We start from the raw sequence: 25,053 nt of genomic DNA on the forward strand, positions 1-25,053 counted from the left end.
TATCTACATGTTTTCACTTATTTTAACATAATTTAACATTACTTTATTGTTGGTCCTCTAAAAAGTGAAATCAATTTTATAGAATAGTCATATAGTTTTTTTTACAATCTGCATAAAAATCTTAGGTTATGTCTAGATTGAAAATGAGGTGATAAAATGGAATTTATTATAGCTGCTCAATTTCTAGTAATAGGTGGATTAGTTTGGTACATAAAGAAGAGAAATGATCAAGAAGCTAATCTAATTGCAAAAAAGATAGAATCAAGCATAGATTTAAAACGAACAATGGCAATGGGACTAGCTTACCGTTTTAATTTTCCAACTGAAAATAAAGATGGTGAAGTAATATTTAAAAAGACAACAAACCTCTTTATTAAACAATCTGATTTTGATTTTGAAGAATTTGTAGCTGAAGTAATGGAAAAGAGGTTTGGAGGTAATGCACAAACTACTGTTAAAGTGGGTGACTTCGGAGTCGATATTGAACATTTTCGAGAAGATGGATTATATTTAGGTCAAGTTAAAGTATATAACCATGATTTAGACTATACCCCAATTGCTCTCATTCATTCTAATATGATGAAACAAGGTGCTAAGGGTGGTTACGTAATAACAACGAGTGACTTTACACCATCAGCGAGAAAATATGCTGAGGAGCTGAACATCGAGCTAATTAATGGGGTACAATTTGTTAGTTATTGGCTGGAATCAATGGATTCAAAAGTCTATGAACCAACTGGCGAATTTGCATAATAAAAAAAGCATGGGGTGTCCTTAATCACTCCATGCTTTTTTTTACAATAGAAAAGCAGTAGCTGTCGAATTAATTTATATGTGCACAATATTCTCCTCATCCTTGTCATACATATATAATTAAAAGAAACTATGGATTATTTATATCTCAGACTAGTAATTCACTAATAACATGAAACGCCTTAGAAGGCTGTTTTTTGAGTAGTTGCATTGAAATTTCTGTTTGCGTATCTCCCTTTACTACTTCAACCTTCCCTTCTTCAGCAACTATTCTTACTACCAATCCATATAATTCAAACTGAGTTACTTTTTCAGCCCTATCAATGCTTTTATTATTTAACTGAACACTTGTACTAGATGAAATCCTTCTTAGCATCTTCCACAGTTTCAACTCTTCCGGCGATTTCATCTACAGTTCAGGGAGTTCATTCGCTTCCTTTATATTACTTAAGGTAGTCATCATGTAGTGCTTAATCCCATAATTAACTGGTTTGATTGTTTTTTCGAGTGACTTCCATAGTTTAATTTGAAACACAGCATAATTTCCTGGCTCAACGGCTAGATCTAACTCACCATCGTTACTAACTTTCACTTCCTCTATTTCACTAAATAAGGAAACGCCAGCATGATCGACAAACTTCTTTTTAGGAAAATACAGTCCAACATATTTAGCTTCCTGCCAACCAGCATTTAAATTATCTAAAAGGATAACAAATCTTTTGTTCTGCATAGTATCCTTATAAGCAGCATTGTCTTCTACTTTTCCTATTAAAACTTTCTCATCTATAGAAGACTCCCATGTCTCTAATATTCCTTTTGGTAAAATCCCTCTTCTTGCAACTCTTCTGGACTTTTTTCAGTCAATCGCTCGATAAACTGTTCCACTAATTTAGTACTATTAAATAAGAAAGGAAAACCTCCAATGTTCACTTGTTCTATACTCTTATAAAAGTCATGCTCCTCATAACCCTTTTCATCAAACCAAGGAAAAAGTACATACGATCCAAATGCATATCTTTCATAAGGGCCACCTTCATTTACCACCAATGCATCTCGATATCGATGCATCGTATTGATATCTTCTTCTAATGGACCAGGTTGCTTATAAGTTCGACGATAATAAGTACCTTCCACAGCGAAATCAATTCGATACTTGGCATCAAAAATATAATGATAAGCGTAATCCTTTCCATTTTTTTCAATACTTAAAATAGAATCTGGCTTTTGTGAAACAGTAGGCAGTTTACGGTCTGACTTTTGAAAATGTAATGTAATCATCTCACCTGTAACTGGATGTTTGAATTTCCTTTTAGCCGAAGTAGATTCATCTAGCTGTACAAACAACCCTCCATGTTTTACTTTAATGATATCTTGACTGATCATTGGATATTTAGCTGCGAGTATTTGTCCCAATTTAATAAATGTCCAATATTCATATAAGGTAGCTACATCTTTCACGAACATATGATACAGATGTCCATGAAGAACGAGCCCCGTCCTTTATACATCCTGTTACGTGAATACACTGTCTTTAGTTGAAATTATTGATTTTTATAGCAGTATGAATAAGTAATAATAACCTTCGTTCCAATGACAGACTGGGGCTGGTTCGTTTTCTCCTCACTTAAATACGTCCGAATCCGCTTATAAAGATTTATTCGCTTTTTGGAATGAATGATTAGAAAAAAAGACCAGGTACCACCAATATTTTGATGGTACCTGCCATTTCCACACTAAATTAAAGAATACTAACTTTTATAGTCAATATTAATCTGTCGCTCTCTCAGACGACTAGCAATTATATCAAGAATTTTAGATTCAAAATTTACTAACCATTCTCTATTTATATGTTCAATAACTCAATAACTTCTACCCTTAGTTCATTATATCTGGCCGAAGCATCAATAAGCTTTTTCTTACGCCTTTCTTTTTCTGAAACTCTTATGCTATACATTAAGAACGGTAAATATACAATCCCAAATAACACCAGGGTAATTATCATGAAGTTATTTAAATCGCTAAAGCCTTTAACTAGGCTAGTAAAATAAGTAAAGAAAAGGTATAGACAAACTAGAGAGAGTGTAATCAACAAAATGATAGTAGAAGTAATTACCGAATAACTATTATATAAATTTCGTAAACGATTAACTTCATCATGTCTTGTAACCAACTCATTTAAAATGTGAATAGTTGTTTCTGAAATATCATCTTGTAGATCATCCCACATAGTTATCCCCCCTCCTTTATATTATTATGTTATTATCACAGAATTATAACTTTATAACGCTGAAGGTATATTGTCATTGTTTTACAATAAATAATAATCAACTAACATAAAACATATGCCTGTTAACCTTGTTTTGCATAATGTTTCACAGACGAAGTGGTTAAGAAAATCAATACTTTTGACGGACTGTTGTCCATGTGTAGTATCAGATACCGAACTTAAAATTCCTGGGATACTATCTTATTACCCTCAGTGTAGATATTCTTGTAGTAACTCTATACCTTTCTGCACCTTTTACCTTTCTAATGTGCTTTATCCCCCTTCCTCTCAAAATAAGCATGCAATCGATATTTACAAATTTCTTTCGTCAGTCTGTACAATATTGTACCGTCCGCTTCATCCACATCAAAGCCCAAGCCAAATCTTCCATCTTCAAAGGTCGTGATGCCTTTCGAACTGCCGCTCCACTTTGTCATTGGCATGTCTTCTACAACTCTTGCAACCTTTTCCCGGTCATACTCCCATAGCTTTCTTGTCTTCTTATCCGAAAAATCCACTTGCTTGCGGTACTCTTTTTCCGTTAAATACTTATGAAAGTAAGGGGCGACTTCTTCTGCCGTAACCGGATAATGCCAGTCCTTTTCCCCTCTGCTTAACATATAAGACAACAGCACCATCTTGTAGCTTTTGGACATTCCCGTTTTTTCCACTTCCTCTATCCAGTCACGATAACGCAGGAATACACGCTGCTCATCCTCACTTAATTGTTCTGCCCAATTTAAGAACCCAGCATAGGATTTGAATTCCTGTTTATACTCCTTGGTGTTAACATTCCCATACAGATGCATGTCCAAATAGGCAGGGCGGTAACCTAACTCTTCCTTTAGCTCATGATAAGCATGAAGCAGCTTTTCTTTTCTTGGCTGCTTTTTCTTGTTCAATTCTTTTAAGAGGTCTATTACTTGGATATCCAAATCAATTTCACACTGATTTGGTACAATCGGCATAACTTCTCGTTTCTTTTTCCCCTTTGTCGTAGTTCTTTCCGTATCAAATAAGCTTAGCTTGAGGTCTGCATTGCGGTAATTACCAATTAAATCAATGATATTACATTGATGCTTGTCATCGTGAAGACGAAGGCCACGGCCAACCTGTTGAGTAAATACTGTCAACGACTCGGTTGGCCGAACAAATAACAACGTATCAACGGCTGGGATATCGACTCCCTCATTGAATAAATCTACTGTGAAGATGACATCAATTTCGCTTCGTTCCAGTTGTTGAGTTGCCTCATTTCTACTAATATCCATACTTTTCGAGTGAAGAGAAATTGTATTATAGCCATGTTTATTAAAGTAATTAGAGAAAAATTTTGCTTGTTTAATGGAGGAACAAAATCCAATTGTACGTGTTTGTTTATACTTTTCCCAAGCCTCTAATACGTTTTCAGCCGTTTCTTCTCGAAGCTGGGCTGCTAGCAATTCCGTTTGATCGTATTTCGTTCCTAGCCAAGTAATTTGTGAGTAATCCGTATCATCATAAACACCATAGTAATGAAATGGAGCTAACCAGCCATGTTGGATTGCTTCAATAAAGTGCAGCTGGAAGGCAATATTTCCATCACAAATCGCATAGACATCTTTTCCATCCATGCGATCAGGTGTTGCCGTTATTCCAAGTAAAAATGTTGGTTTGAAGTAGTTTAGGACACGGTTGTACGACTTTGCTGCAGCATGATGAAATTCATCGACTACAATTAAATCAAAGGCATCTTGAGGAAATTTCTGAAGGTGTTCATTCATACTTAAGGTGTATATGGAAGCAAAAATGGTGTCTGCATCAGCTTCTTTTGTCTGTCCGTTGTAAATACCATAGTTTCTGTCGGGTATTACATGCGCAAAAGAATTTTTGGCTTGATAAAGGATTTCTTCCCTATGAGCAATAAACAATATACGGTTAAACCATTTAGCAAAAAAAGCAGCCAAATATGTTTTCCCAAGTCCTGTTGCCATCACGACCATCGCTTTATCATACTCTTCTTCAAGAGTAGTTTCTAATGCATCGAGTGCTTGTTGCTGTGCAGGTCGTGGCTCGATGTTCGTTTGATATTTTGCAGCTGGATCAACCACAATATCTGGAGTTGTTTCGTCTGTTTCATTCGAAAGCATTAATTCAATCTCTTCCTGTTTTGCCCAAGTAGTTGCAAGATTGGGATTTTCTTTATGGTAATGATGGTACCTGCTTTCATACTTCTGCACCGTTTCTTGATTAACTGGAACAGTCTGGTCATCGTAGAAAACCTTCAAAAATTGATCTACTGCATCTTCAAATGTTTCAAATGCTGCGTCTTTTTCCATCACAACATTCCACTCCACCCCAGTGGTAAGGGCAGATTTGGATAAATTAGATGAACCAACAATAAAGGTACCATTATCCCCGTGATTAAATAAATACGCCTTCGGATGAAAGGAAGTGCCATTACTTTGCCACAAGCGAACCTCGACATTATCTTGATTAAATAGTAATCCCTTTAACGCTTCTGGCTGCGTCACATACAGATAATCACCCGTACATATTTTGATATCAGCCCCTCGATTAGCAGCATCAACTAAGTAAGGCTTTAGCAGGTCGACTCCTGATTTCATCACAAAGGAAGTTAACATATAAATCGTCGATGCCGAACTAATCCCTTCTACGATTTCCTTTTTGACATTCTTCGTTACCAGTCGAATATTAGTCATCTTCTACCTCGATCAAAAATATTTTCTCGTTGAAACCGCCACGTTTCTCCACTTTCTGCTTACGAATTTGTTCTACTTTTTCTATTGAAGCCCTATGGGTTCGAGCAAGCGCATGAATCAGTTCCAATACATCCGCTAATTCTTCTAAGCTATCAGAATCATTATCCGCTTCTAGATATTCATTTACTTCTTCCTGCAGCTTACCTTTTAATGCATCTATGTATTCTTCATCATTGAGAATTCTCGTATCAAATGATTTCCCTGTTTTTTCTATGATTTGTGGAATGAAATCTCGTACAAGTTTGTTGTATACCGGCATGATTTACGTCCTTTCTCTCTATTTTACTGGGACATAGGGAAAGGTCCACTGTCCACACGATAAAACTCTTTTCTATTTACGGATACTCCACCAAGTTCGGCACCATCTTCCTGATGCCACCACGCGGATCCTCGATATCTCCTTGATAACGCGGAATCAGATGAAAATGTAGGTGGTCTATCGTCTGACCGCCAAATTTACCAATATTGACTCCAATGTTATATCCATCTGGTACAAACTGTTCATCGATTAGCCTTTTCCCTTCTCGAATTAAAGAATGTATAGCCATAATTTCTTCAGATGAAGCTTCAAAATAAGTTTCCGCATGCCGCTTTGGGATGATTAACAGATGCCCTTTTTGTACCGGATATTTATCAAAAAAGGCCATCGCTAAATCATTTTCCAGCTCTATCTTTAACTCATTTTTACTACAAAAAGGACAAGTCATTTCCAAGCTCCTATTAATCGATTTTAAAATTATTTTTCCATAGAGGGATCAAAATAATTCCGAATGTTGTTCTTGAACAATTTTAGTGGTAATGTCTACTCCACTTATTTCTCCATAATATATTGGTACTACCTCAAGTGCTCCAAGATTTGTAAAGTCCTTAAAAAAGGATTGCCTAAATCATTCGTATTCTTTGAAGCTACTAATCTCATCTCATTAATACAAGATGTATAGTCTTGATTAATTATCAATTCTAATGTCTCTATTTCCTGCAATTGATCCGTTATATAACCATTTGGTACATATGGTGACCAAAGCATAAACACTTTATTCGGTATATCACTTATTATTGTTTCTGCATATTCTTTTTGCACTTTATGTTTTTGCTTAATTTTTTCTACCGTTTTCTTATTATCGCCATATAATAGTCCTCGAATATGCGTTGTTACTTCACAGAGATAGACTGTATTCGTTTTAAAGTTCATCCCTACCACATCGAGTTCTGATAAGCCTCTCAACCCTCCTCCAGGGATACGAACATTATAGTCAATGAAATCACAGTTTTTTATGCTTTTTAAGTATGCACCTACGATAAATTCACCCACATCCGTCTGCATCTCTATCCCTCCAAAGGTTTATACTAATCTATTTTTTTAATTCAAATCCATATTTCTTATTTATTTTATGAGCTATTGTTTCTAGGAAACTTTCAACTGTTGTACGTTCCACTTCTTTTGTATACCAGGCTAATTTTGCACCTTTATGTTTTCCATTATAATTAACTTCTAATGGCCAATAATTATTAGTTGTATAAGAATAATCAAAATGAATATAGAGCTGTTTTCCAGCGGGGCATTCTAATATTACCTTATAGACAGGATTTTTCCCCTCTTTATCAAACTTTACCTTTTTTATTTTTGCTAACATAATCTAATACTCCTTTCATCTAGTTGCCTAACGCCTCTGCAAAGTACACTCATCCCACAAATTTTACCATATATGAGAAGAGATTTGATAAAACAGCAAAATTAAATTCGGGTATACGAAAAATTCTTTTTTCACAACAATGTGGTTAAGGACATCAAAAAACGGTACCCGATACTATTGATGGACTGTTATCCACGTGTAGTACCAGGTACCGAACTTAGCTTCAAATGCACCACAAGGCGACCAAAACTATCCATTAGAAATCTTACCAACAGCCATTAACAATATTGTCCATGTGGATGCAGGTATCGTTACTCATCTTCATCCTGACCACTGGGATGACGTAGCTAAAGTAATGCAAGAGACAATCAATTCATCAAGGCGGATCTTTGACAATGGGAAAAAAGGATGTCTACGAGGTAAATCAAGCAGCACCACATGCTAATATTATTGCCGTACACATGGAGCTGTAAGCCATTGGACATTATCCAGAAAATAAGGTAAACATTGGTTAGATATTGACCGTGCATTCAATGTTACAGAAACAAAACAATCTAAAGATAAAGTTTAGATGATTGCCAAATATAGTTTTAGAGACTGTTCTTGCTTTACCAACGTTGGTACAAGAAAAGGGTCAGGTACCACAGATAGACGATTGTCCCTGTGTAGTACCTGACCCTTTTGTCTCCATATGCTTTTACATGGAACAATTATGATTAATAGCCCAAACAGCTAATCAGGCTTACCAAGCATAATGTTTTGGTGCATCCTGATAACCAGGGAAGATTTCATCTAAACGATCAAGAGCAGCTTGGTCCAATTTGATTTCCACTGCGCGTAACGATTGTTCAAACTGTTCCAGCGTACGTGGTCCGATAATTGGCGCATCTAGTGCTGGATTGTGTAATACCCAGGCTAATGCCACATCAGCTTCGTGCTCTCCTAATTCCTTACAGAAAACCGAAAACGCTTCCAATTGTTTCCGATGTTTTTCGATTCGTTCTTTTTGTTTTTCTGTCCGAGAGCCTTGAGCTGGATTTAATGCATTACCGCCTAATAATCCTCCATCAAGCGGACTCCAAGCAATAACACCGATTCCTTGGTCTTTCGCTGCCGGTAGTACTTCTAATTCTGGTAAGCGACAAAGCAGGCTGTATTTATGCTGCTCAGAAACTAGTCCAAGGAAATTTCGTTCCTTTGCCGCAGCCTGTGCTTTGATCATATCCCAGCCTGCAAAGTTACTTGAACCAACGTAATCAATCGTACCTTTGTTCACTTCGGCTTGAAAGACTTCCCAGAGCTCTTCCCATGAAACGTTGCGATCGATATGGTGCATTTGATAAAGCTCAATATGATCAGTCTGTAAACGTTTCAGTGAACCTTCTAAATGACGGCGAACTTTGTAAGCGGATAAAAATCTTCCGTCATTAGGACCATCATTTTCATCGCCCATGTGATTATACACTTTTGTAGCTAGTACTACCTTCTCCCTGCGATTACCACCCTGTGCAAACCAACGACCTATAATCTCTTCCGTCCAACCATGATGTCCTGCACCACCATACACATTTGCAGTATCAAAGAAGTTCACACCTGCATCAAGCGCAGCATCCATAATACGATGGGCTTCCTTTTCTTCCGTTACAGGTCCAAAATTCATTGTTCCTAAACATAATCGACTAACCTTCATACCAGTACGACCAAGATTTGTGTACTCCATTCATTTCCCCTCCTATGTATTTAAATCTATTAAAATTATAAATCTATTTGATTATATTGGGCAAACTTGGAAACTTGAAGAGATGAATTTCTTTCAATCTTCCTTATCCTTGAAAAGTCAGTTACTTTTAAATGTTTAGGGATAAACATGATAATCCACCTTCCAAAAAATCATTTGAGTTTTTTGATCATTATATAGTCGGTTTGTTCTTCATCCCCCATATAAAAAGAGTGGGCTCCAGTTTGGACAAACCCCATTCTCTTATAAAAAGCAATAGCATTCTCATTTTTTTCCCATACGCCTAGCCAAATTTCTTTTTTATTAAGCTCCATCGCAATTTCTATGGCTTTATTTAGCAGATATTTACCTAAACCATGTTTTTGATATTGATTCTTTATATAAATTCTTTCAATTTCAATTGAATTATCACCCATTTCTTCAGACTGAGCATCATTGGTATTGACCTTTAAATATCCAGCGACTTCATTATTAAAATAAACAAAAAAGAATTCCGAAGATATATTGGACAATTCCTCTTCCAACTGTTTAAAATTAAACGCTTTTTCCAAATAAGCTTTCATATTTTCAGGTGAATTTTGACCTTTGAATGTATCGTTGAAAGTTTCCATACTTATTTCTTGGAGTATTTGTAAATTATCACGATTGCACTTTGTTATTTTTACAGTCATTTCAATATCTCGCTCCTTTACATAATCAATAATTCCTCTTGTTGCCCTTTTTTACAAATTCCCAGTCTTTTTCTATGTTCTTTCTTACTCTTTGAAGAAGATTGAAGATGGTTTCCTCTTCACTTTCAGAAAAGCCCTCTAATGCAACGGTATTGGAATAATCATTTTCTCTTTTTATAAAAGGATAAACATTTTTCCCTTTCTCTGTTGGAAATAGTTTCTTAATTTTTTTGTTATGTTTATCTTCTTTCCTTTCAATAAAACCATTAACTTCTAGTTTTTTTATAGCTCGAGCTGCTGTTGTTCGGTCTACTTTTATCATATCAGCGAGCTTTTCTTGAATAATTCCTGGATTTTCATAAATTCGCACAATATACAGATACTGCCCTTTTGTAAGTTCATACTCTTTAAATTCTATATTACTTATAGAATCTAATGCCCTTGCTATCATTCCAATTTCACGTAGAATTTCTACCTTCATAATGATCTCCTTAGTATATTTTTGTTGCAAATGCAACAAAAAAATGTAATATACTAAATTTAACTTACCTTTGTTGTATTTGCAACAAAATAACAATAATAGATTTCATTCTTAGTACAACACCAAAAAAAGGTAAAAACTATTCATATGAGAATGGTTTTTACCTTTTATTCAACATAACTGTACATTGTTTATTTATCAATCCTGTATTTAACACAATAGAAGCTGCCACATCGACAACTCCTTATTCAATATTTTCTCCCGTTACTTTAAGCGCAAGCAATGTCACAAAAATATTCATGATGAGATAAATATATTAGTAATCAGTCTAAAATATTACCTATTGGACTCCTGCAAATCCCCAATGAAATACCCTTATGATTAATGATTTTTTTCAGATTCACAATAGCATTTCCTTGATAAACTTGTTCCATAATATTTTCTATTTTTTTGCTTTCTTGTTCACTTACTTTTTGCTTCATAAGCATTTTTTGAAACCATTGACTAATTTCTATCGGTGAAATATTCCCAGCAATGGAAGAAAGGCGACCATATCCATGTAATACTTTTTCTTCTAAATCCACTTCTCCACCAGCATAAAAATAAAAATCATTTCTATTCATACCGTTTTTTATTCGTTCAACTTTTTCTTTGTTTCCAGCATCTTTTATTCCAACCACTAAGTCTATCTTACTTAATTGAATAATACTCTTCTCTGATAAATCAAATCCAGTTCTTTTTGGATTGTTATATAAAATTGTAGGTTTATTACTAAGGTTCATAATCCTCTTTGTATAAACGAATGCTTCTTCTTGTGTCGGTATAACATACGGTGGATACCCAAGCATGATACCTGATATTTTTGTGTGACGAATCTTTTCAGCTAATTCCTCTGCTTCTTTCTGTCTAGTTGAAGCCACCCCAAATATAATTTCCATATTACTAATGAGTTCTTCTTCCAATTCTAAACCGTTTATTATTTCAATTTTCTCTTGGAGGTTTAGACTATGCTGTTCTCCAGTAGTTCCAGAGACAAGAACAGATTTTACTCCTTGTTTATACAGGTCTCTTATATGGCTTATTGTTCCTTGAATATTTAAAGATTCATCTTCAAAAAAAGCTGTTGGCACAGCAATATGAACTTTTTCTGTTAGCATTATGTTATCCCCTTTATCCTTTTTATCTAATGCTTCGTTACTTTAAGTACAATAATTCACAAAGTCAATGATATTTTAACATAATTATCAATTCAGGACTCATTATGTTCATTCACAATCATACTTTGTTTGTTGCACAGTATCAGTCTACAATGTAGTAATAGAATTCACTCCTTCAGCAAAATAAATAATTCATAAAGGCAAAACGGTATCTGGTACAATTAATGGGCTGTTGTCCACATAAAGTACCAGCACCGTAACTCGTGTATTTTTTTGTTGATTTATGAGAGGATTTAGCCTCTTTGTGTCGAATGTCTTTATTATCATATTTCATGAACATTCGGGGGTATTTCTATTTTTACAGATTTTTTATTTTCCATCGCACTAATTATTTTTGGGCTAACGCTTGGAAAACAGTTAAAAGTTTTTAAAGAGAAATTAATAATAGCTGAATCCGTTCCATTAGAGCGGATTTTACAAGGCTCTACAAAATTTGTCATTATTATTATAAATCCAATCATTATCATAGGAGCGGTTTGGCTTGTAGATTTAAACGATATGAAATTGATAATTTTACCAATCCTAGGGGCTTTTACTTTACTACTTGGAGGATTGTTTTCATTACTCGCATCGAAACTATTAAAGCTAAATCGATACAAAATGGGATCAATGTTTGTTTCTGGTGGATTTTCAAATTGGAACAGCTTTGGTGTTCTTATTTGCTTTATGTTTTTAGGAGAAGAGAGTTTAGCATTTGTAGCGCTATTTATCCTTTTAGAACAAATTCTTTACTACTCCGTCTTTTTCCCAATTGCTAAACTTTTTGGAGAAAACAAGGATACCAGTAAAAGATGGCGAGACACAATCCTTAACTTACTAACTGACCCCCTGATTGTAGCCTCTTTCTCGGGGATAATGATTGGAATACTATTAAATTACTCAAAATGGCAAAGGCCAGAATTCTATTCCACAATAATCGATATTTTGGTTCCTTTATTAACGTTAGTACTTGTGGTTTCAACTGGGTATAATATGAGATTTAAAGCGGTTAAAGGTTATGTGAAAGAATCCATCGTTATATCAACGATTAAATTTATCGTGGTTCCTTTCATTATTGTGTCTGCGGGATTTTTGTTTAATTTAGACAATGTAAATCAGGGAGTTGTCATTCATGTGATTCTAATCATGTCTATTATGCCTCCTGCTTTCCTATCATTAATACCACCACAACTCTATAAATTAGATGTGGATTTAGCAAATTCAAGTTGGATTTTCAATACCGCCGTATGGATGCTTTTGTTACCCATTATGTACGGTATCGTTCAGTTTATATGAAGCAGAGGGACGGTTCTTCTGCTTCTTCGATTTTCTATCAAGCAAGAGAACCGTCCCGTGCTTCGAAAAAAAAAGACAAGGGCGCGTTTTGCCCCTGCCTTTTGAAGGAAGGTTGAAATACTTTGGTGAGTTACTTAAACCATTCTGTAGCATTGTCCATTGCTAACACCTCATTTAAAGGATTCACTAATGACTAACTACATTCACTTGTCTGTCGGATCACCAACACCTCATTTTCATGAAGATTTGTGATACCTGCCTTAACTTTTAGTTAAAGTTCATCCAAGTTGTTTTTCACTGACACCTCATTTATTTCATTTTTCCTTCCTACAAGAATTATGATTTCCTACTTATTTTAGATTATTCTTGTGCAAGTGCCCTTTTAGAATGAAACTTTCTCTCTCTAGAATTCCCAGCCATTCAATTCAGTAATTACAGCTTTAACTCTTTCCCAAGCTTTCGCACTCTTCACATAAATGTTGTTCGTTCTTCCATAATAAGAACTCTCACTATGGTCATAATAAGAACTACTACATTAAAGTGAGGTACATAATTTGATGAAATTATTAACATTTATTCTAACTTTGGCATTATGGTTTGTTTTTGCTGGCCGTGTTAATATTGAGGTATTTTTGTTGGGTACTATTATTTGTTCTATTATATCGCTTATGTTAGCAGATAATGGTCCTAAATCAGTACAAATGAGATCTGCCACAAAAGACTTTTTATTAAAAACATATTACCTATTTTTGGTGACTAGTGCTTTTATAAATGATGTATTTTTATCTGCAGTCAGAGTATCGAGACATGCATTTGAAATGAAACCTTCATTTTCTCCTCAAATAGTTAAATTAAAAACATCTCTTGAACGTAAAAGCAGTACAGAAATTTTAGCCAATTTTATTACATTACCTCAAGGGACCCTTGGTATGGATATCGATATTTCAAATAAAAAATATCATATTCACTGGTTAGATGTTTACAGCGAGGATCAAGCAGAAGTAAAGAAAGCACAGATCCGTAAACATGAGAAGTTGATAGCTAAACTATTTGATTAATACCGTTTAAGACCCTTTTTTTCATTAAATGTGGAGCGTGATTCTCGTGGTTTATTTCATACTAGCAATCGTCTTATTTGCTATTTTGACCTTTTATCGAGTGATGAAAGGTCCGAGTGTACCGGATAGAGTAGCTGCTATGAATGCGATAGGTGTCATGTTTTTATTAGTTTTAGTTTTATTAAGTCTTTATTTTGATAGAAAAGTTTTTCTTGATGTCGCTCTAGTTTATGGGGTTTTTTTATTTGTAAATGTTTTAATTATGGCTAAATATTTTACAAAACCAGAAAAAGGAGAAGTTGGTGATTAATATTTTAGTTCAACTATTTGTTTATGTGTTTTTACTAACTGGTCTTTATTTTTTGTTAAGTACTGCTGTCGGTATGATTCGTTTTCCTGATTTGTATACCCGGTTGCATGCTGGCTCTAAATGTCTGATGGCCGGAGGTATTTCCGTTTTAATGGGATGTATAGTAATGGAAGGAATCGGGTTTGTTTCTTTAAAAATAATTGTAATCATCATTCTTTTATTAATCACGAATCCGGTAGCCATTCATGTCATAGCTAGACTAGCAGAAAATTATCATTTCGTACCTAAAAAGATTGCCAAAAACGAGTTGGACAAGTGATTGGAGGTACAGTCATGATGGATATTATTTTTAATATGCTAATGATATTCTTAGTTATTACTGCATTTTTTATGGTATTTACGAAAGATATATCAACCGCAGTTATTGCCCTGCCTATATACGGTGCTATTCTAGTCGTTATTTTTGTCATTCTTCAGGCTCCGGGTCCTGCGATAGCTGAAGCAGTAATTGCTGCTGGCTTAACTACTGTTTTTTTTGTCATTACGATAAATAAAACGGAGTATTGACGAAATGAGTAGAATGAATGCCATGTTTAAAAAACTCTATAAACTAGTCCTTGTTGTATCGCTGGCTATTTTCTTATTTATTGTATTTGATGAAATACATAATCTGGATAACAATAGTAAAAGATATTTATCTGAACACTATATTTCTGAAGGGGTACAGGAAACCGGTGCTATCAACATCGTTACTTCCGTCCTATATGATTACCGGGCGTTTGACACGTTAGGTGAAGCAACGGTGCTTTTAACAGCTGCTGCTATTTTGTCTTTTCTAGTTCCCCTAGGAAAAGATAAAATGCTCGGCACTACATTTACAATGATTGTTTCTCAAACCACAAAATTTTTCATTCCATTTTTAGCCGTTTTAGGAGCGTATTTAATACTTTTTGGTCATCTAGCTCCTGGCGGCGGTTTTGTTGGTGGAGTAGTTATGGCTGTAATTCCCATTCTATTAACAATAACCTACCGTGTTGAATTTTCTGAATATAAATTTAAGCCTGCCAAAAAAAAGTTAGCAGAAGATATAGGAGCTATAGGTTTTATTTTACTGGGATTAGTAGGAGTAGTAACTGGAAGCAATTTTCTGGCCAACGGACAAGCCAATTTTGGTCCGGGAAATACCGGGGAATTGATCAGTGCCGGGTTAATACCTTTCTTAAATCTAATGATTGGTATTAAAGTTGGAGCTGGTCTGGCCATCATTTTTAATAGTTTGATAAAGGAGAAATAATAGTGGAACTAGCCTATGTTGTCGTAATCATTTTGTTATCGCTTGGAATGTATACGATAATTACCAAAAAAAATTTAATAAAAATTGTTATGGGATTTACTATTTTAGAGTCATCTTTAATTTTATTATTAATTCTGGTGAGTTATAAACCGGGTGGAGCTGCTCCTATTTTAGACAAGCCATATGAAATAGTAGTTGATCCTATCCCTCAGGCACTTGCCTTAACAGCAATTGTTATTGGGGCAAGTGTTACAGCTGTCATGTTAGCGGTGGTAATTAAGATATATAAAAGATATGGAACGTTAAACGTTGATGAGCTTCGAAAATTGAGAGGATAATTTTTATTCTGGGAGGATAATAATGGAGGCGGCTGTCTGGCTTATCATTTTACCTTTATTAACCGCATTTTTTATCGGAATTTCTAAGTTATATTTCAAAAAGATTTTAGCTCCTCTGGTAACCGGTAGTGCGATCATCTATCTTTATTTATTAATTTTAGTTATTAATCATAGTTATCCCCCAAAAGTTTACAATGTTGGGGCTTGGGGGCTCATGGGAATAAATTTAATGGTCGATCCTTTTTCCGCCATGTTCTTGTTAATGATAGCAATACTATTTTTACCTGTTATCATTTTTTCCGTGAAATATATCAAAAGTCATAAACATAAATATTTTATTTTTACCTATTTAATGACAGCGGGTATAGCAGGAATGGTGCTTACTGCTGATTTATTCAATCTTTATGTATTTTTGGAAGTGAGCTCCCTAAGTTCTTGTGCTTTGGTGGCGTTAAAAAATACGAATAAAGGAATAGAAGGTACTTTTAAGTATTTAATCATGTCTACATTAGGTAGCTTTTTTATTTTACTCGCTACAATCTTAACTTATTCGTTAACTGGCACTCTAAATATGGCAGAAATCTCCCTAGAATTTAAAGACATCCCTTTTCAGATAAAAAGTACACTTATGTCCTTTTTTGTTTTTGGTTATGTCATAAAGATAGGGTTAATTCCTCTGCATGCCTGGATACCAGATACTTATGAAGATTCCCCTATCCCTTACAATGTTTTATCTTCGGGATTGGTGATGAAATCTGCTGTATATGCATTAATAAAAGTTTTATATATTATTTTTGGAATTGATTTTCTCGATCAAAGTGGCATGTTACATATTGGTGTTTTCTGGGGAGTAATTACTTTTATTGTTGCTCATTTATTAGCCTATCAACAATCAAATTTAAGCCGGCTTCTTGCGTATTCCAGTGTTGCCCAGATAGCGTATATCACGATCGGATTATTTGTCGGCACTGAAGGAGGATTAATTGCTGGCAATTTCCATATTCTAAATCACGCCATCATGAAAGGGACTTTATTTTTAGTCACAGCAATTTTTTATTATAGTTTAAGCGCTGTTAAGATAGAAGATATTAAAGGGTTGGGTTATAAATTTCCGATACTTTCCTTTATCTTTGTCGTTGCTTCTCTTGCAATCGTGGGCCTGCCTCCCTTTAATGGATTTATCAGTAAATGGCTTATTGTTGAAGCAGCAATAGAATCTGGTTTTGTTTATGCTGGCTTTTTTATTCTGGTCGGAACGTTTTTATCTTTAACGTATTATCTAAAAGTAATTGTTACGTTATATACAAAAACCGAAAAAGAACTATTAATAGTAAAACCAACTTTATCTTTAAGATTACCAACTATATTTCTGGGCAGTTTATGTATTTTATTTGGTATAGTACCTTCAATACCTTTAAGTCTCATTAATAAAATTCCGAAATTTTTGCTCGATAATGGGGAATACATAAGAATATTACTAGGAGGTTAAAGATGATTACTCCAGGTTTCTTATATATAACAGGTGCTATACTTTTACTTTTGCCCGTTAATGATAGGATAAAATACATAATCTCTTTCCTTATTACTGCAGGAGCTCTTATTGTTACTTTTTATTTAATACCTGGTTATAGTTTTCAACTGGATTTTCTAAAATTTACTCTAGTTCCTGTTAAAGTAGATAATGCCAGTAAATTAACAGGATTAATTTTTGCTGTCGGTGGACTGGCTGCTGTCATTTATTCCATTAAACTATGTTCCCGATTTATATTAAGTTTAATCTTTGTGTTTATTGGTAGTGCCCTGACCGTGGTTTTTTCTGGTGATCTGTTTACTCTGTATGTTTTCTGGGAGTTAATGACCATCAGTTCCTCTTTTATTATTATCATGGCAAGTGATGTCACTAAAAAAACGGGCTATTATTATTGTCTAATGCAGGTGGCAGGAGGGTTAAGTGTATTATGGGGGACATTTTTACAGTATTCAGCTACAGGTAATTTATCTTTGAATGCTATAGAGGCCGGAATCCCTTTTTTTATGCTTGCGGTAGCAATTAAGCTGGCCTTTGTCGGTTTCCATACGTGGCTGCCATTAGCATACAGCAAAGCTCCTTTTTATGTCACAGTAGTTTTGTCCATCTATACGACAAAAGTGGGCGTATATATCATGAGCATCCTGCTGTCCGGGATAAATATTCTGGCTTACGCAGGGCTTATTTCAGCTTTGTTTGGAATGGTAATGGCCTTAAGGCAAAACCATGCCCTTAAATTATTGAGCTATTCCATCATCATCCAGGTTGGTTATATGATAATTGGCATTAGTATTGGTACGGAAAAGGGTATAGCTGGAGCTATTTTTCACCTGGTTAATCACATCTTATATAAAACTGTATTATTTATGGCAGTGGGAGTTGTCATTTATACCACAGGGAAGGATACTCTTGAAAATTTAGGGATTATGGGCAGAAAAATTCCCGTAACTTCGATAGCAACATTGGTAGCTTTTCTGGGGATAGCTGGCGTTCCTTTTTTTAATGGATATATGAGTAAAAGCCTTATTAAAGAAGCTGTACAGGAACCATTATTAACCTGGGGTTTGAACCTGATGAGTTTTGGAACTTCTCTAATATTTTTAAAATTTATCTATTATGCATTTTTCAAAAATAGTAATGTTAACTTAACTAAAAAACCAGCAATCAGCATGCAGTTAGGATTGGGGTTTTTAACTGTTCTTATGCTATTAATCGGTATTCATCCTTATTTATTAGAAAATCTAATGAATACTGATTTAGGTATTCATTATTTCGATAAAAAACATATGTTAAGCGGAATTCAACCCTTTCTCTGGTCCATTCCTGTATTTCTTTTATTAAAGAAATATGTAGTGAAGAACTATGTGAGACTTCTATATTTTGATATGTATCGTAAAATGGCTAAAATACTTGTAACTACAGGCTATCAGTTAAGTAACTATCATGACGGAAAATTACATAAATATTTGTTATGGGCAACTTCCACTTTAATCATTCTGTTGGTATTGTTAATGTTTTGATATCCATAGGGGTCAGACCTCTTCAATCATCGTTGCTTTGACAGCGCAAGTTACACTAATTATAATTAAAGAAAGAAAGCCGAGTGGCAGTAACCACCCGGCAACAGAACTACAGACCGCATAAAGAGCGGTTGACCAATTATGTATTTTCAAATGGAGTAACCGTATCCCTTTGGTCGGAGGACGGTTATTTTTTGTTACTGTTTTTAGAACGGATTTGTTGCCCACTGTAAGGATTGTTTGATAAATATACGTTGATGGAGTTTTAGTTGAGCAACCATGAATTCTGCTAAATCTTCTGGTTGCATATACTTCTCCTTGTCCTGTTCATCGAGCTTGTCGCCAAAAGCCATTTCCGTTGCAACTAAGCTTGGGTTCATGGTGAAGACGCGGATATTGTTGCGACGGACTTCTTGCATCAGTGCTTCTGTCATCCCTTGAATAGCAAATTTGCTCGCACTATAAGATGTCGAACCTGCAGTAGCTTTTAATCCATTACTTGAGGATATATTAATAATGTCACCTCGATCTTTAGCTACCATATGGGGTAACACAGCACGTGTCACATGATAGGTGCCAAACACATTCACTTCAAACGTACGCTTCCAGTCAGCGGGATCCGTCTCTAATAAACTTCCCTTCAGACCAATTCCTGCGTTGTTAATCAAGATGTCTGCTGGTCCTAACCTTTTTTCTAATTCAATAACTGCTTGCTCTACCGCTTCCATATTAGCTATATCAACCGCTACCACTGCTACTTTCACACCAAATGCTTCTGCTTGTTGTGCTACTTCTTTTAGTTTGGTTTCCGTTCGGGCCATCAAGCCCACATGGATACCTTCCTTGGCAAAGGTAAGTGCAGTAGCTCGTCCAATTCCACTACTTGCACCGGTAATATACGCCACTTTCCCTTTAATTTCTTGTCCCATAAACAACATCCTTCCCATTTATTGTTCTCCTATATGTATAGGGGGCAGATTCTACCTTTGGACATTTACCGTTCATTTCCAAGGGTTTCAAGCTCCTGCATAATTGTGTCGAAATCCATCATTTACACTTCCTTTATAACTGAACCTTTAATCCCGAAGCAACTGAACCGTCTTCGCACATTATTTTATCGTTAATATAACTTTTGAATAGTCTAAAAAATCACTCAGGTGGTTTTCTATAACAGCTTGCAATATATCCAAATTTATGGCCTGATAGTCATGTACCGCTATATTACGAAAACCGACCATATTGTTCATCTTTTTAGTTAAATCACCATCGATGATGTTCGCCTCTTTTAAATATAGGAATGCGTCTCTACTTGTTTTCGGTAGTCCCAATTGTTTTAAACTAACGATATGCATAGCGAGATCAATACTTGCTTCACATGCTCGTTGAATGTTTAAAATAATACTATCTTGTTTTGTATAATCTTTTAAATGTTCAGGGTTTCCCGCATATACTTCCTCCACACGCTTTAAACAACGCTCTATTGTTGACACCTTATTTAAAACAACATCACGATTCGCCATATATACTCCCCCTTTCATTTATCGACCGTAATATTTCTGCACGTTGTTCATTTAATGTAACGTACATCGATAATGCTTTCATCCGTTCCTTTATCAACGTATTCTCATCCGCACAAGCAAGAATTTCAGCCGTTGAAAAAATTTGTGCCGCAAAAACGGTGTCTACCTTTCGAATATCAACTAAATCTATGTCAATCTTGCATTCTTCCGCAATATCTCCTGCTAGCAGAAACCGTTCATAATGACTAAGGTCTGTATGTGAAAAATACGCTATATCAAGGTCACTATCCTTCCGATAGGTCCCTTTAGCATACGATCCAAATACAAGAATAAATGCTGGTTGGACCTGTTCTATTAACTTATTCGTTACTATTTGCTTCCAATCTTGACGCATAAGTAGACACCTCCACATGTTCCTATTTTTAAATTTAGTATATCAAATCATAGCAACTGAAGTTTAGGGACGATTCTCCCGCTTCCTTATGGTGATAGAGGCAGGACCCATCAAGGACAAATGGATAGGTTACACTTAGTTGGACATTTGTATAAAAAGTAAGAGTCTGATCCCTCCTCGTGGACACTTGTCCATATGGTGGATCAGACCCTTTCAATGGAATTTAGGAGGTTTTCTTTTCTTTTGAATAACCTTCTCTCTTTTTCACCATCTCAAACAAACCTGTAGCGGCTAATCCCGCAACTCCACCTGCCCATATTCTAGGAACGAGTGCTAGGCCTGTAAATGGGTAGGCAAAAATACCAAGTAAGATTCCAATAAGGAAACTAACTAAAGGAATATAATTCTTATTCACATTCACTGTCTTTTTTGTCAACTGTACAAGTGCAGAAACAATCGGCGCTAACACAGATGCAAAAGCTAACACTTGGTCCATATTTATCACCTCATAAAAATGTACGAGGCTATAAGGTGATTAATGACAATTTATTAAGTCTGCGTAGAATCCACTTCTTGGCTTAGAAAACAGGAAGACTGTCTCTTCAACAAAAAAAGCTTAGGCACGGTTCTCTCGCTTCCGTGACTTTATTTACGAGCGACAGAACCGTCCCCGTGCTTCAGTCATTTTAACTCAACAATTCTTGTATATCCTCTTCCGTCAGTCTCTCTGTCTGTTCATCATTTGGATCAATAACTTGTTCAATCAAATGTCGCTTCTTCACTTGCAATGCATTCATTTTTTCCTCAATCGTGCCTTTGGCTACAAGCTTGATTACTTGAACCGCATGTTTCTGACCAATGCGATGGGCGCGGTCTGCTGCTTGTTCCTCAACGGCAGGATTCCACCAGCTATCATAAAAAACAACGGTATCTGCACCAGTTAGATTAAGTCCTGTCCCACCTGCTTTTAAGGAAATGAGAAAAATATCTCGCTCTCCTTGATTATATCGATGACAAAGGTCTACTCTTTCCTCTGATTCCGTTTGTCCATCTAAATAAAAATAAGGTAAACCTTGATAAGCTAAATCTTGCCCAATCAGCTTTAACATTTTTGTGAATTGAGAAAAAATCAATACACGTCTACCAGCCAGCCTAGATTCTTCTATGATACTTTTTAGTTGTTCAAATTTGGCTGAACTTCCTTGATAATCCTCGACAAACAAGGTTGGGTGACAGCATATCTGACGAAGACGGGTTAAACCAGCAAGGATTTTGATTCGATTTTTCCTGATTGTTTCCTGATCTAAATGTTTAAACGTATCATGGCGTAGCTTGGCCAAATAACTGGTGTACAGTTTCTTTTGAGCAGGAAGCAGGTCCGCATAATCGATTGTTTCCCTTTTCTCTGGTAACTCACCTAATACATCTTCCTTGACCCTGCGTAGCATAAATGGACGAATCCTTCGAGCAATTTGTTTATTCGTTAATTCACTGAATTCCTTTAACCCCAGGAACAATTCAGGAAAAACAACATGAAAGATGGACCAAAGCTCCTCAAGCGCATTTTCCATTGGCGTACCTGTTAAGGCAAAACGATGATTCGCCTCGATTTTTTTCACCACACGAGCCGTTTGAGTTAATGGGTTTTTAAACACTTGTGCCTCATCAAAAAATACGACATGAAATTTCAACCTCTCATAGTCTTTGATGTCGCTACGCAGCAATGGATAGCTCGTTATGATGACGTCTATATCCGTCCATTCTTGTTGCAGTTTCATTCGATCTGACTTGCTACCGTCCACAATCAACGTCTCTATGTCTGGTGCAAACTTCGTGATTTCATTTTGCCAATTATAAGTAATTGAAGAAGGACAAACAATCAATGCCGGGTGCTTATGTTCTCGAATGGTAGACAGTTCAGATAAAATAAACGCAATACTTTGAATCGTCTTTCCAAGCCCCATGTCGTCTGCTAGAATCCCCCCAAAGCCATAGCTAGCAAGAAATTTCAACCATTTATATCCATCTACTTGGTAAGGATGTAACATGTCTTTTAACGGCTTTGGAATGTCAAACTCCAATTGTTCAGGATGGTGAATGGTGGACAAAAACGTGCGAAAAGATTTTTCTAGTGTGACCGCATCACTATCCCCAATCTGATTTAGTATCCGAAGTCCTTCCACGATTGGGACTTCAAATCGATTTTCCAATTCATCGTCTTGAACAGGTACAGCTTGCAAAAATCTTTTTATCTCTTCCATTTCCTTTGTCTCCAAGGATAGCAACGCACCATCTCTCAAGCGATAATATTTCCGCTTTTCTTCTAATGCAGTTAACACTTCCTTGATTTCTTGTTCCTTTATCCCGTCCATCTCGAACGTAAAATCAAGCCAATTCGTGCGTTCCTTCGTATGCTTCACTTTTATTTTAGGAAAATTACTTTTGGTTGTTATACGCATTCTTACTGCTGTAGTCGCATAGACCCTTGTCAGTTTTTGCAATTTCGGCAACTGATGGTACAAGAAGTTATATTCTAACGCTTCATTCTGGAGAAAGTAACCACTTTCGGTTTGGCTAAACTTGCTTTCCTCCATCAAGTGAAGAATCTCTTCTTCCTTCTCCATATCCCTAATAATCAAGGAACCTACCTGAACTTTGCGATGATCCAATGGATGAATAATCACACTTTCGTAATGAAATTCTAGCCCAGCAAGCAAACGATTTTTCACACGATCTAAGTAAAGCTTTGCCTGCAGTGGTGTTTTTTGTAACTCATCGGTAATTTCCCCTGATAGATGGACTTCTCCGATTTTTCTTAAAGAAGGTACGAGCTTTTCCATGTAATACTTTAATTGGTGTGCTGGTATTGGAATTTCGTTTGTAACTGAATTTTCGATTACACGCTTTAATTCATATAGCCGTTCCGCTTCTCCTTTGTTAATCCCAATCATTTTCCCATCGAATAGAACGGTGTCATACTCTTTTAAAACCACCATTTCACTTAGACCATCAATGAATAGGCTATATCCATTTTGTTTGTTCCCTGTAAATTCGAATGTTAATGGTAAAGGATCATTTACTACCTGAAAAGGAAGGATTTCCCTATCCCACTGCAAATGTACCTGGGGAGCACGTGCCAATAAAGGTTCTAGCCTCTTCCAGGCGGAAGCAGGAATAAGTAGTAACTGTTTATTTTTACTGGAGTTACCTGTGGGCATTGCACGCTGATACATTTTCTCATCAAGCATGATCAGAATTAGCTGTTGAAGAATCGCATTCGTTCCATCGTCAAAGCAATGCTTCGTAGGATCGTACACAAATTCATGCTCTACGTGCCTGTTGCCCTCTCTCACGTTTTCGAGAAATTCACGAATACTTACGGTTTGGTATGTAGGTAATTGTAGTTCAATACCAAGCATCGCCTCTCCGTTGTCCATCCCAAGCCCCTTGCAGACAAAATTAATAGCAAGGATTTTTCTATTTTCAAAATGGACTTGCTGACCGCTTTTAGCAGTTGAAGGCTGTTGAAATAATTGCAGTAATCCTTCAGAAAGTTCTCCACTTGTTGTATTATCTCGAAGCTCTCTATTCACATGATGATTCTCTTCAACTTGGTGATACTGCCAAGCAATTAATACCGCTGCAATATGCTGGCAATCTTTTTGATAAGAAGCTAGCGACGGGCAACTACAAGTCGCCGTATACTCTTTACTATTTATCTCAATTTGGACATGAAAGTCTTCTATACCTTTTACAGTAGCTTGTAATAAATCCGTTGTTATTTTCTCCATCGTTACTTTACCTTGTCGATAAAAGGCGTCCCCTTTTTTATAGGAGACAGCCCCACATCGTTGTTGGATAACTTTTTTATTTAATTTTATTTGCATGAGGGCCTCTCCTATCTGTGTAAAATTTCCTCGATGATCGTTGAACATATTACCTAATATGTAGACTATGGACTAGGCGTTTTAATTTACTTTAACATATTTGCTCACTAACTAGGAGAAACTGATTTATCCATTTAAACAAGAGTAATGAAACAAATTCGTTAGTATAGTAGAAGAAAATGGATATGTAACTTGGTCTTTGGTAGTAAGGATAGGGTTCATAATCAAGCGATAGTACTAAAGAAGGTTATGGATGGGTTAAAGTCTTAGGACAAGAGGAAACAGAAAAATTGTCAGGCATCACATTTTATAGTGCCTAGTGTAGTAAATAGGTTCAAATAAAGAAAAATAACCACCATTTTCAGTGTAAAATGGAAGTACCTATCACAGAACTTCCAAATAACCCC

The 25,053-nt window shown here is 35.7% G+C and carries 28 protein-coding genes; 10 read left to right on the forward strand and 18 right to left on the reverse strand.

Translation table 11 applies throughout. The annotated features are described in order from the left end of the window. The first annotated feature begins 156 nt into the window (after positions 1 to 156). A complete protein-coding gene (locus JOC48_RS10655) occupies positions 157 to 753 on the forward strand; it encodes a restriction endonuclease (RefSeq protein WP_204499513.1) in 597 nt (198 codons plus the stop codon). A gap of 148 nt (positions 754 to 901) precedes the next feature. Here the strand turns inward: JOC48_RS10655 and JOC48_RS10660 are convergent, their stop codons facing one another. From JOC48_RS10660 to JOC48_RS10720, 13 genes are all read right to left on the reverse strand, one after another. Next, entirely contained in the window at positions 902 to 1,162 is a 261-nt protein-coding gene (locus tag JOC48_RS10660) for a hypothetical protein (RefSeq protein ID WP_204499514.1), read from the reverse strand. Beyond that, the gene (locus JOC48_RS10665) at positions 1,163 to 1,483 is read right to left on the reverse strand and encodes a hypothetical protein (RefSeq protein WP_204499515.1); all 321 of its coding nucleotides are present in this window, start codon (positions 1,481 to 1,483) and stop codon (positions 1,163 to 1,165) included. Positions 1,484 to 1,557: 74 nt separating this feature from the next. Then, on the reverse strand, positions 1,558 to 2,217 hold the full coding sequence (locus JOC48_RS10670) for a nuclease domain-containing protein (RefSeq protein WP_204499516.1): 660 nt from the start codon (positions 2,215 to 2,217) through the stop codon (positions 1,558 to 1,560). 379 nt (positions 2,218 to 2,596) lie between these two features. Continuing rightward, on the reverse strand, positions 2,597 to 2,980 hold the full coding sequence (locus JOC48_RS10675) for a hypothetical protein (protein ID WP_204499517.1): 384 nt from the start codon (positions 2,978 to 2,980) through the stop codon (positions 2,597 to 2,599). A 302-nt stretch (positions 2,981 to 3,282) separates the two neighbouring features. Continuing rightward, positions 3,283 to 5,721 carry a DEAD/DEAH box helicase family protein gene (locus JOC48_RS10680; protein WP_204499519.1) on the reverse strand — a complete coding sequence of 813 codons (2,439 nt, stop codon included), beginning with the start codon at positions 5,719 to 5,721 and terminating at the stop codon, positions 3,283 to 3,285. Beyond that, positions 5,714 to 6,040 carry a nucleoside triphosphate pyrophosphohydrolase gene (locus JOC48_RS10685; protein ID WP_204499520.1) on the reverse strand — a complete coding sequence of 109 codons (327 nt, stop codon included), beginning with the start codon at positions 6,038 to 6,040 and terminating at the stop codon, positions 5,714 to 5,716. The genes JOC48_RS10680 and JOC48_RS10685 overlap by 8 nt, the downstream gene beginning before the upstream one ends. A 76-nt stretch (positions 6,041 to 6,116) precedes the next feature. Next, positions 6,117 to 6,488 carry an HIT family protein gene (locus JOC48_RS10690; protein ID WP_204499521.1) on the reverse strand — a complete coding sequence of 124 codons (372 nt, stop codon included), beginning with the start codon at positions 6,486 to 6,488 and terminating at the stop codon, positions 6,117 to 6,119. Positions 6,489 to 6,616: 128 nt separating this feature from the next. Next, the gene (locus JOC48_RS10695) at positions 6,617 to 7,105 is read right to left on the reverse strand and encodes a hypothetical protein (protein WP_204499522.1); all 489 of its coding nucleotides are present in this window, start codon (positions 7,103 to 7,105) and stop codon (positions 6,617 to 6,619) included. Between the two features lie 28 nt (positions 7,106 to 7,133). Then, on the reverse strand, positions 7,134 to 7,415 hold the full coding sequence (locus JOC48_RS10700) for a hypothetical protein (RefSeq protein ID WP_204499523.1): 282 nt from the start codon (positions 7,413 to 7,415) through the stop codon (positions 7,134 to 7,136). Positions 7,416 to 8,157: 742 nt separating this feature from the next. Further along, a complete protein-coding gene (locus tag JOC48_RS10705; RefSeq protein ID WP_204499524.1) occupies positions 8,158 to 9,135 on the reverse strand; it encodes an aldo/keto reductase in 978 nt (325 codons plus the stop codon). Positions 9,136 to 9,305: 170 nt separating this feature from the next. Next, positions 9,306 to 9,824, reverse strand: a complete 519-nt coding sequence (gene paiA / locus JOC48_RS10710; protein WP_204499525.1) for a spermidine/spermine N(1)-acetyltransferase — start codon at positions 9,822 to 9,824, stop codon at positions 9,306 to 9,308. A gap of 25 nt (positions 9,825 to 9,849) precedes the next feature. Then, complete coding sequence (locus tag JOC48_RS10715) at positions 9,850 to 10,305, reverse strand: MarR family winged helix-turn-helix transcriptional regulator (protein ID WP_204499526.1); 456 nt, start codon at positions 10,303 to 10,305, stop codon at positions 9,850 to 9,852. 323 nt (positions 10,306 to 10,628) lie between these two features. Further along, complete coding sequence (locus JOC48_RS10720) at positions 10,629 to 11,462, reverse strand: dihydrodipicolinate synthase family protein (RefSeq protein WP_204499527.1); 834 nt, start codon at positions 11,460 to 11,462, stop codon at positions 10,629 to 10,631. A 558-nt stretch (positions 11,463 to 12,020) separates the two neighbouring features. On the opposite strand from JOC48_RS10720, the gene JOC48_RS10725 reads away from it, so the two are divergent. From JOC48_RS10725 to JOC48_RS10765, 9 genes are all read left to right on the forward strand, one after another. Next, positions 12,021 to 12,797 (forward strand): AEC family transporter, encoded by a 777-nt coding sequence (locus tag JOC48_RS10725; protein WP_204499528.1) that lies wholly within the window; start codon positions 12,021 to 12,023, stop codon positions 12,795 to 12,797. 557 nt (positions 12,798 to 13,354) lie between these two features. Next, a complete protein-coding gene (locus JOC48_RS10730) occupies positions 13,355 to 13,855 on the forward strand; it encodes a Na+/H+ antiporter subunit E (protein WP_204499530.1) in 501 nt (166 codons plus the stop codon). Positions 13,856 to 13,901: 46 nt separating this feature from the next. After that, positions 13,902 to 14,165 carry a monovalent cation/H+ antiporter complex subunit F gene (locus tag JOC48_RS21270; RefSeq protein WP_204499536.1) on the forward strand — a complete coding sequence of 88 codons (264 nt, stop codon included), beginning with the start codon at positions 13,902 to 13,904 and terminating at the stop codon, positions 14,163 to 14,165. Continuing rightward, positions 14,158 to 14,484 carry a monovalent cation/H(+) antiporter subunit G gene (gene mnhG, locus JOC48_RS10740; protein ID WP_204499538.1) on the forward strand — a complete coding sequence of 109 codons (327 nt, stop codon included), beginning with the start codon at positions 14,158 to 14,160 and terminating at the stop codon, positions 14,482 to 14,484. The genes JOC48_RS21270 and mnhG overlap by 8 nt, the downstream gene beginning before the upstream one ends. Before the next feature lie 14 nt (positions 14,485 to 14,498). Further along, a complete protein-coding gene (locus tag JOC48_RS10745; protein WP_204499540.1) occupies positions 14,499 to 14,732 on the forward strand; it encodes a Na(+)/H(+) antiporter subunit B in 234 nt (77 codons plus the stop codon). A 4-nt stretch (positions 14,733 to 14,736) separates the two neighbouring features. Beyond that, positions 14,737 to 15,459, forward strand: coding sequence for a hydrogen gas-evolving membrane-bound hydrogenase subunit E (mbhE, locus tag JOC48_RS10750; RefSeq protein WP_204499542.1), 723 nt, complete (start codon positions 14,737 to 14,739; stop codon positions 15,457 to 15,459). A 2-nt stretch (positions 15,460 to 15,461) separates the two neighbouring features. Beyond that, entirely contained in the window at positions 15,462 to 15,797 is a 336-nt protein-coding gene (locus JOC48_RS10755) for an NADH-quinone oxidoreductase subunit K (protein ID WP_204499544.1), read from the forward strand. Between the two features lie 22 nt (positions 15,798 to 15,819). After that, complete coding sequence (locus JOC48_RS10760; protein ID WP_204499546.1) at positions 15,820 to 17,286, forward strand: complex I subunit 5 family protein; 1,467 nt, start codon at positions 15,820 to 15,822, stop codon at positions 17,284 to 17,286. Positions 17,287 to 17,288: 2 nt separating this feature from the next. After that, positions 17,289 to 18,845: a proton-conducting transporter transmembrane domain-containing protein gene (locus tag JOC48_RS10765; RefSeq protein ID WP_204499548.1), complete on the forward strand. Its 1,557-nt coding sequence runs from the start codon at positions 17,289 to 17,291 to the stop codon at positions 18,843 to 18,845. Between the two features lie 206 nt (positions 18,846 to 19,051). Here the strand turns inward: JOC48_RS10765 and JOC48_RS10770 are convergent, their stop codons facing one another. The 5 genes from JOC48_RS10770 to JOC48_RS10790 all read right to left on the reverse strand — a co-directional run bounded on the left by JOC48_RS10770 (position 19,052) and on the right by JOC48_RS10790 (position 24,646). After that, positions 19,052 to 19,774 carry a 3-ketoacyl-ACP reductase gene (locus tag JOC48_RS10770; RefSeq protein ID WP_204499569.1) on the reverse strand — a complete coding sequence of 241 codons (723 nt, stop codon included), beginning with the start codon at positions 19,772 to 19,774 and terminating at the stop codon, positions 19,052 to 19,054. Between the two features lie 180 nt (positions 19,775 to 19,954). Beyond that, positions 19,955 to 20,365, reverse strand: coding sequence for a type VII toxin-antitoxin system HepT family RNase toxin (gene hepT, locus JOC48_RS10775; protein ID WP_204499550.1), 411 nt, complete (start codon positions 20,363 to 20,365; stop codon positions 19,955 to 19,957). After that, positions 20,352 to 20,759, reverse strand: a complete 408-nt coding sequence (gene mntA / locus JOC48_RS10780; protein ID WP_239584303.1) for a type VII toxin-antitoxin system MntA family adenylyltransferase antitoxin — start codon at positions 20,757 to 20,759, stop codon at positions 20,352 to 20,354. The genes hepT and mntA overlap by 14 nt, the downstream gene beginning before the upstream one ends. A gap of 223 nt (positions 20,760 to 20,982) precedes the next feature. Further along, positions 20,983 to 21,255 (reverse strand): holin, encoded by a 273-nt coding sequence (locus JOC48_RS10785; protein ID WP_204499554.1) that lies wholly within the window; start codon positions 21,253 to 21,255, stop codon positions 20,983 to 20,985. A 190-nt stretch (positions 21,256 to 21,445) separates the two neighbouring features. Then, positions 21,446 to 24,646 carry a DEAD/DEAH box helicase gene (locus JOC48_RS10790; RefSeq protein ID WP_204499556.1) on the reverse strand — a complete coding sequence of 1,067 codons (3,201 nt, stop codon included), beginning with the start codon at positions 24,644 to 24,646 and terminating at the stop codon, positions 21,446 to 21,448. Positions 24,647 to 25,053: the final 407 nt, after the last annotated feature.

The sequence above is a fragment of the Aquibacillus albus genome (assembly GCF_016908325.1).
GTDB classification, from domain to species: domain Bacteria; phylum Bacillota; class Bacilli; order Bacillales; family Amphibacillaceae; genus Aquibacillus_A; species Aquibacillus_A albus.

What these genes read in the sequence shown, in the direction of transcription:
- JOC48_RS10655 (WP_204499513.1), top strand. Translation starts at nt 157, where the DNA reads ATGGAATTTATTATAGCTGCTCAATTTCTAGTAATAGGTGGATTAGTT.
- JOC48_RS10660 (WP_204499514.1), bottom strand. Translation starts at nt 1,162, where the DNA reads ATGAAATCGCCGGAAGAGTTGAAACTGTGGAAGATGCTAAGAAGGATT.
- JOC48_RS10665 (WP_204499515.1), bottom strand. Translation starts at nt 1,483, where the DNA reads ATGCAGAACAAAAGATTTGTTATCCTTTTAGATAATTTAAATGCTGGT.
- JOC48_RS10670 (WP_204499516.1), bottom strand. Translation starts at nt 2,217, where the DNA reads ATGTTCGTGAAAGATGTAGCTACCTTATATGAATATTGGACATTTATT.
- JOC48_RS10675 (WP_204499517.1), bottom strand. Translation starts at nt 2,980, where the DNA reads ATGTGGGATGATCTACAAGATGATATTTCAGAAACAACTATTCACATT.
- JOC48_RS10680 (WP_204499519.1), bottom strand. Translation starts at nt 5,721, where the DNA reads ATGACTAATATTCGACTGGTAACGAAGAATGTCAAAAAGGAAATCGTA.
- JOC48_RS10685 (WP_204499520.1), bottom strand. Translation starts at nt 6,040, where the DNA reads ATGCCGGTATACAACAAACTTGTACGAGATTTCATTCCACAAATCATA.
- JOC48_RS10690 (WP_204499521.1), bottom strand. Translation starts at nt 6,488, where the DNA reads ATGACTTGTCCTTTTTGTAGTAAAAATGAGTTAAAGATAGAGCTGGAA.
- JOC48_RS10695 (WP_204499522.1), bottom strand. Translation starts at nt 7,105, where the DNA reads ATGCAGACGGATGTGGGTGAATTTATCGTAGGTGCATACTTAAAAAGC.
- JOC48_RS10700 (WP_204499523.1), bottom strand. Translation starts at nt 7,415, where the DNA reads ATGTTAGCAAAAATAAAAAAGGTAAAGTTTGATAAAGAGGGGAAAAAT.
- JOC48_RS10705 (WP_204499524.1), bottom strand. Translation starts at nt 9,135, where the DNA reads ATGGAGTACACAAATCTTGGTCGTACTGGTATGAAGGTTAGTCGATTA.
- paiA (WP_204499525.1), bottom strand. Translation starts at nt 9,824, where the DNA reads ATGACTGTAAAAATAACAAAGTGCAATCGTGATAATTTACAAATACTC.
- JOC48_RS10715 (WP_204499526.1), bottom strand. Translation starts at nt 10,305, where the DNA reads ATGAAGGTAGAAATTCTACGTGAAATTGGAATGATAGCAAGGGCATTA.
- JOC48_RS10720 (WP_204499527.1), bottom strand. Translation starts at nt 11,462, where the DNA reads ATGCTAACAGAAAAAGTTCATATTGCTGTGCCAACAGCTTTTTTTGAA.
- JOC48_RS10725 (WP_204499528.1), top strand. Translation starts at nt 12,021, where the DNA reads ATGAAATTGATAATTTTACCAATCCTAGGGGCTTTTACTTTACTACTT.
- JOC48_RS10730 (WP_204499530.1), top strand. Translation starts at nt 13,355, where the DNA reads ATGAAATTATTAACATTTATTCTAACTTTGGCATTATGGTTTGTTTTT.
- JOC48_RS10745 (WP_204499540.1), top strand. Translation starts at nt 14,499, where the DNA reads ATGATGGATATTATTTTTAATATGCTAATGATATTCTTAGTTATTACT.
- mbhE (WP_204499542.1), top strand. Translation starts at nt 14,737, where the DNA reads ATGAGTAGAATGAATGCCATGTTTAAAAAACTCTATAAACTAGTCCTT.
- JOC48_RS10760 (WP_204499546.1), top strand. Translation starts at nt 15,820, where the DNA reads ATGGAGGCGGCTGTCTGGCTTATCATTTTACCTTTATTAACCGCATTT.
- JOC48_RS10765 (WP_204499548.1), top strand. Translation starts at nt 17,289, where the DNA reads ATGATTACTCCAGGTTTCTTATATATAACAGGTGCTATACTTTTACTT.
- JOC48_RS10770 (WP_204499569.1), bottom strand. Translation starts at nt 19,774, where the DNA reads ATGGGACAAGAAATTAAAGGGAAAGTGGCGTATATTACCGGTGCAAGT.
- hepT (WP_204499550.1), bottom strand. Translation starts at nt 20,365, where the DNA reads ATGGCGAATCGTGATGTTGTTTTAAATAAGGTGTCAACAATAGAGCGT.
- mntA (WP_239584303.1), bottom strand. Translation starts at nt 20,759, where the DNA reads ATGCGTCAAGATTGGAAGCAAATAGTAACGAATAAGTTAATAGAACAG.
- JOC48_RS10785 (WP_204499554.1), bottom strand. Translation starts at nt 21,255, where the DNA reads ATGGACCAAGTGTTAGCTTTTGCATCTGTGTTAGCGCCGATTGTTTCT.
- JOC48_RS10790 (WP_204499556.1), bottom strand. Translation starts at nt 24,646, where the DNA reads ATGCAAATAAAATTAAATAAAAAAGTTATCCAACAACGATGTGGGGCT.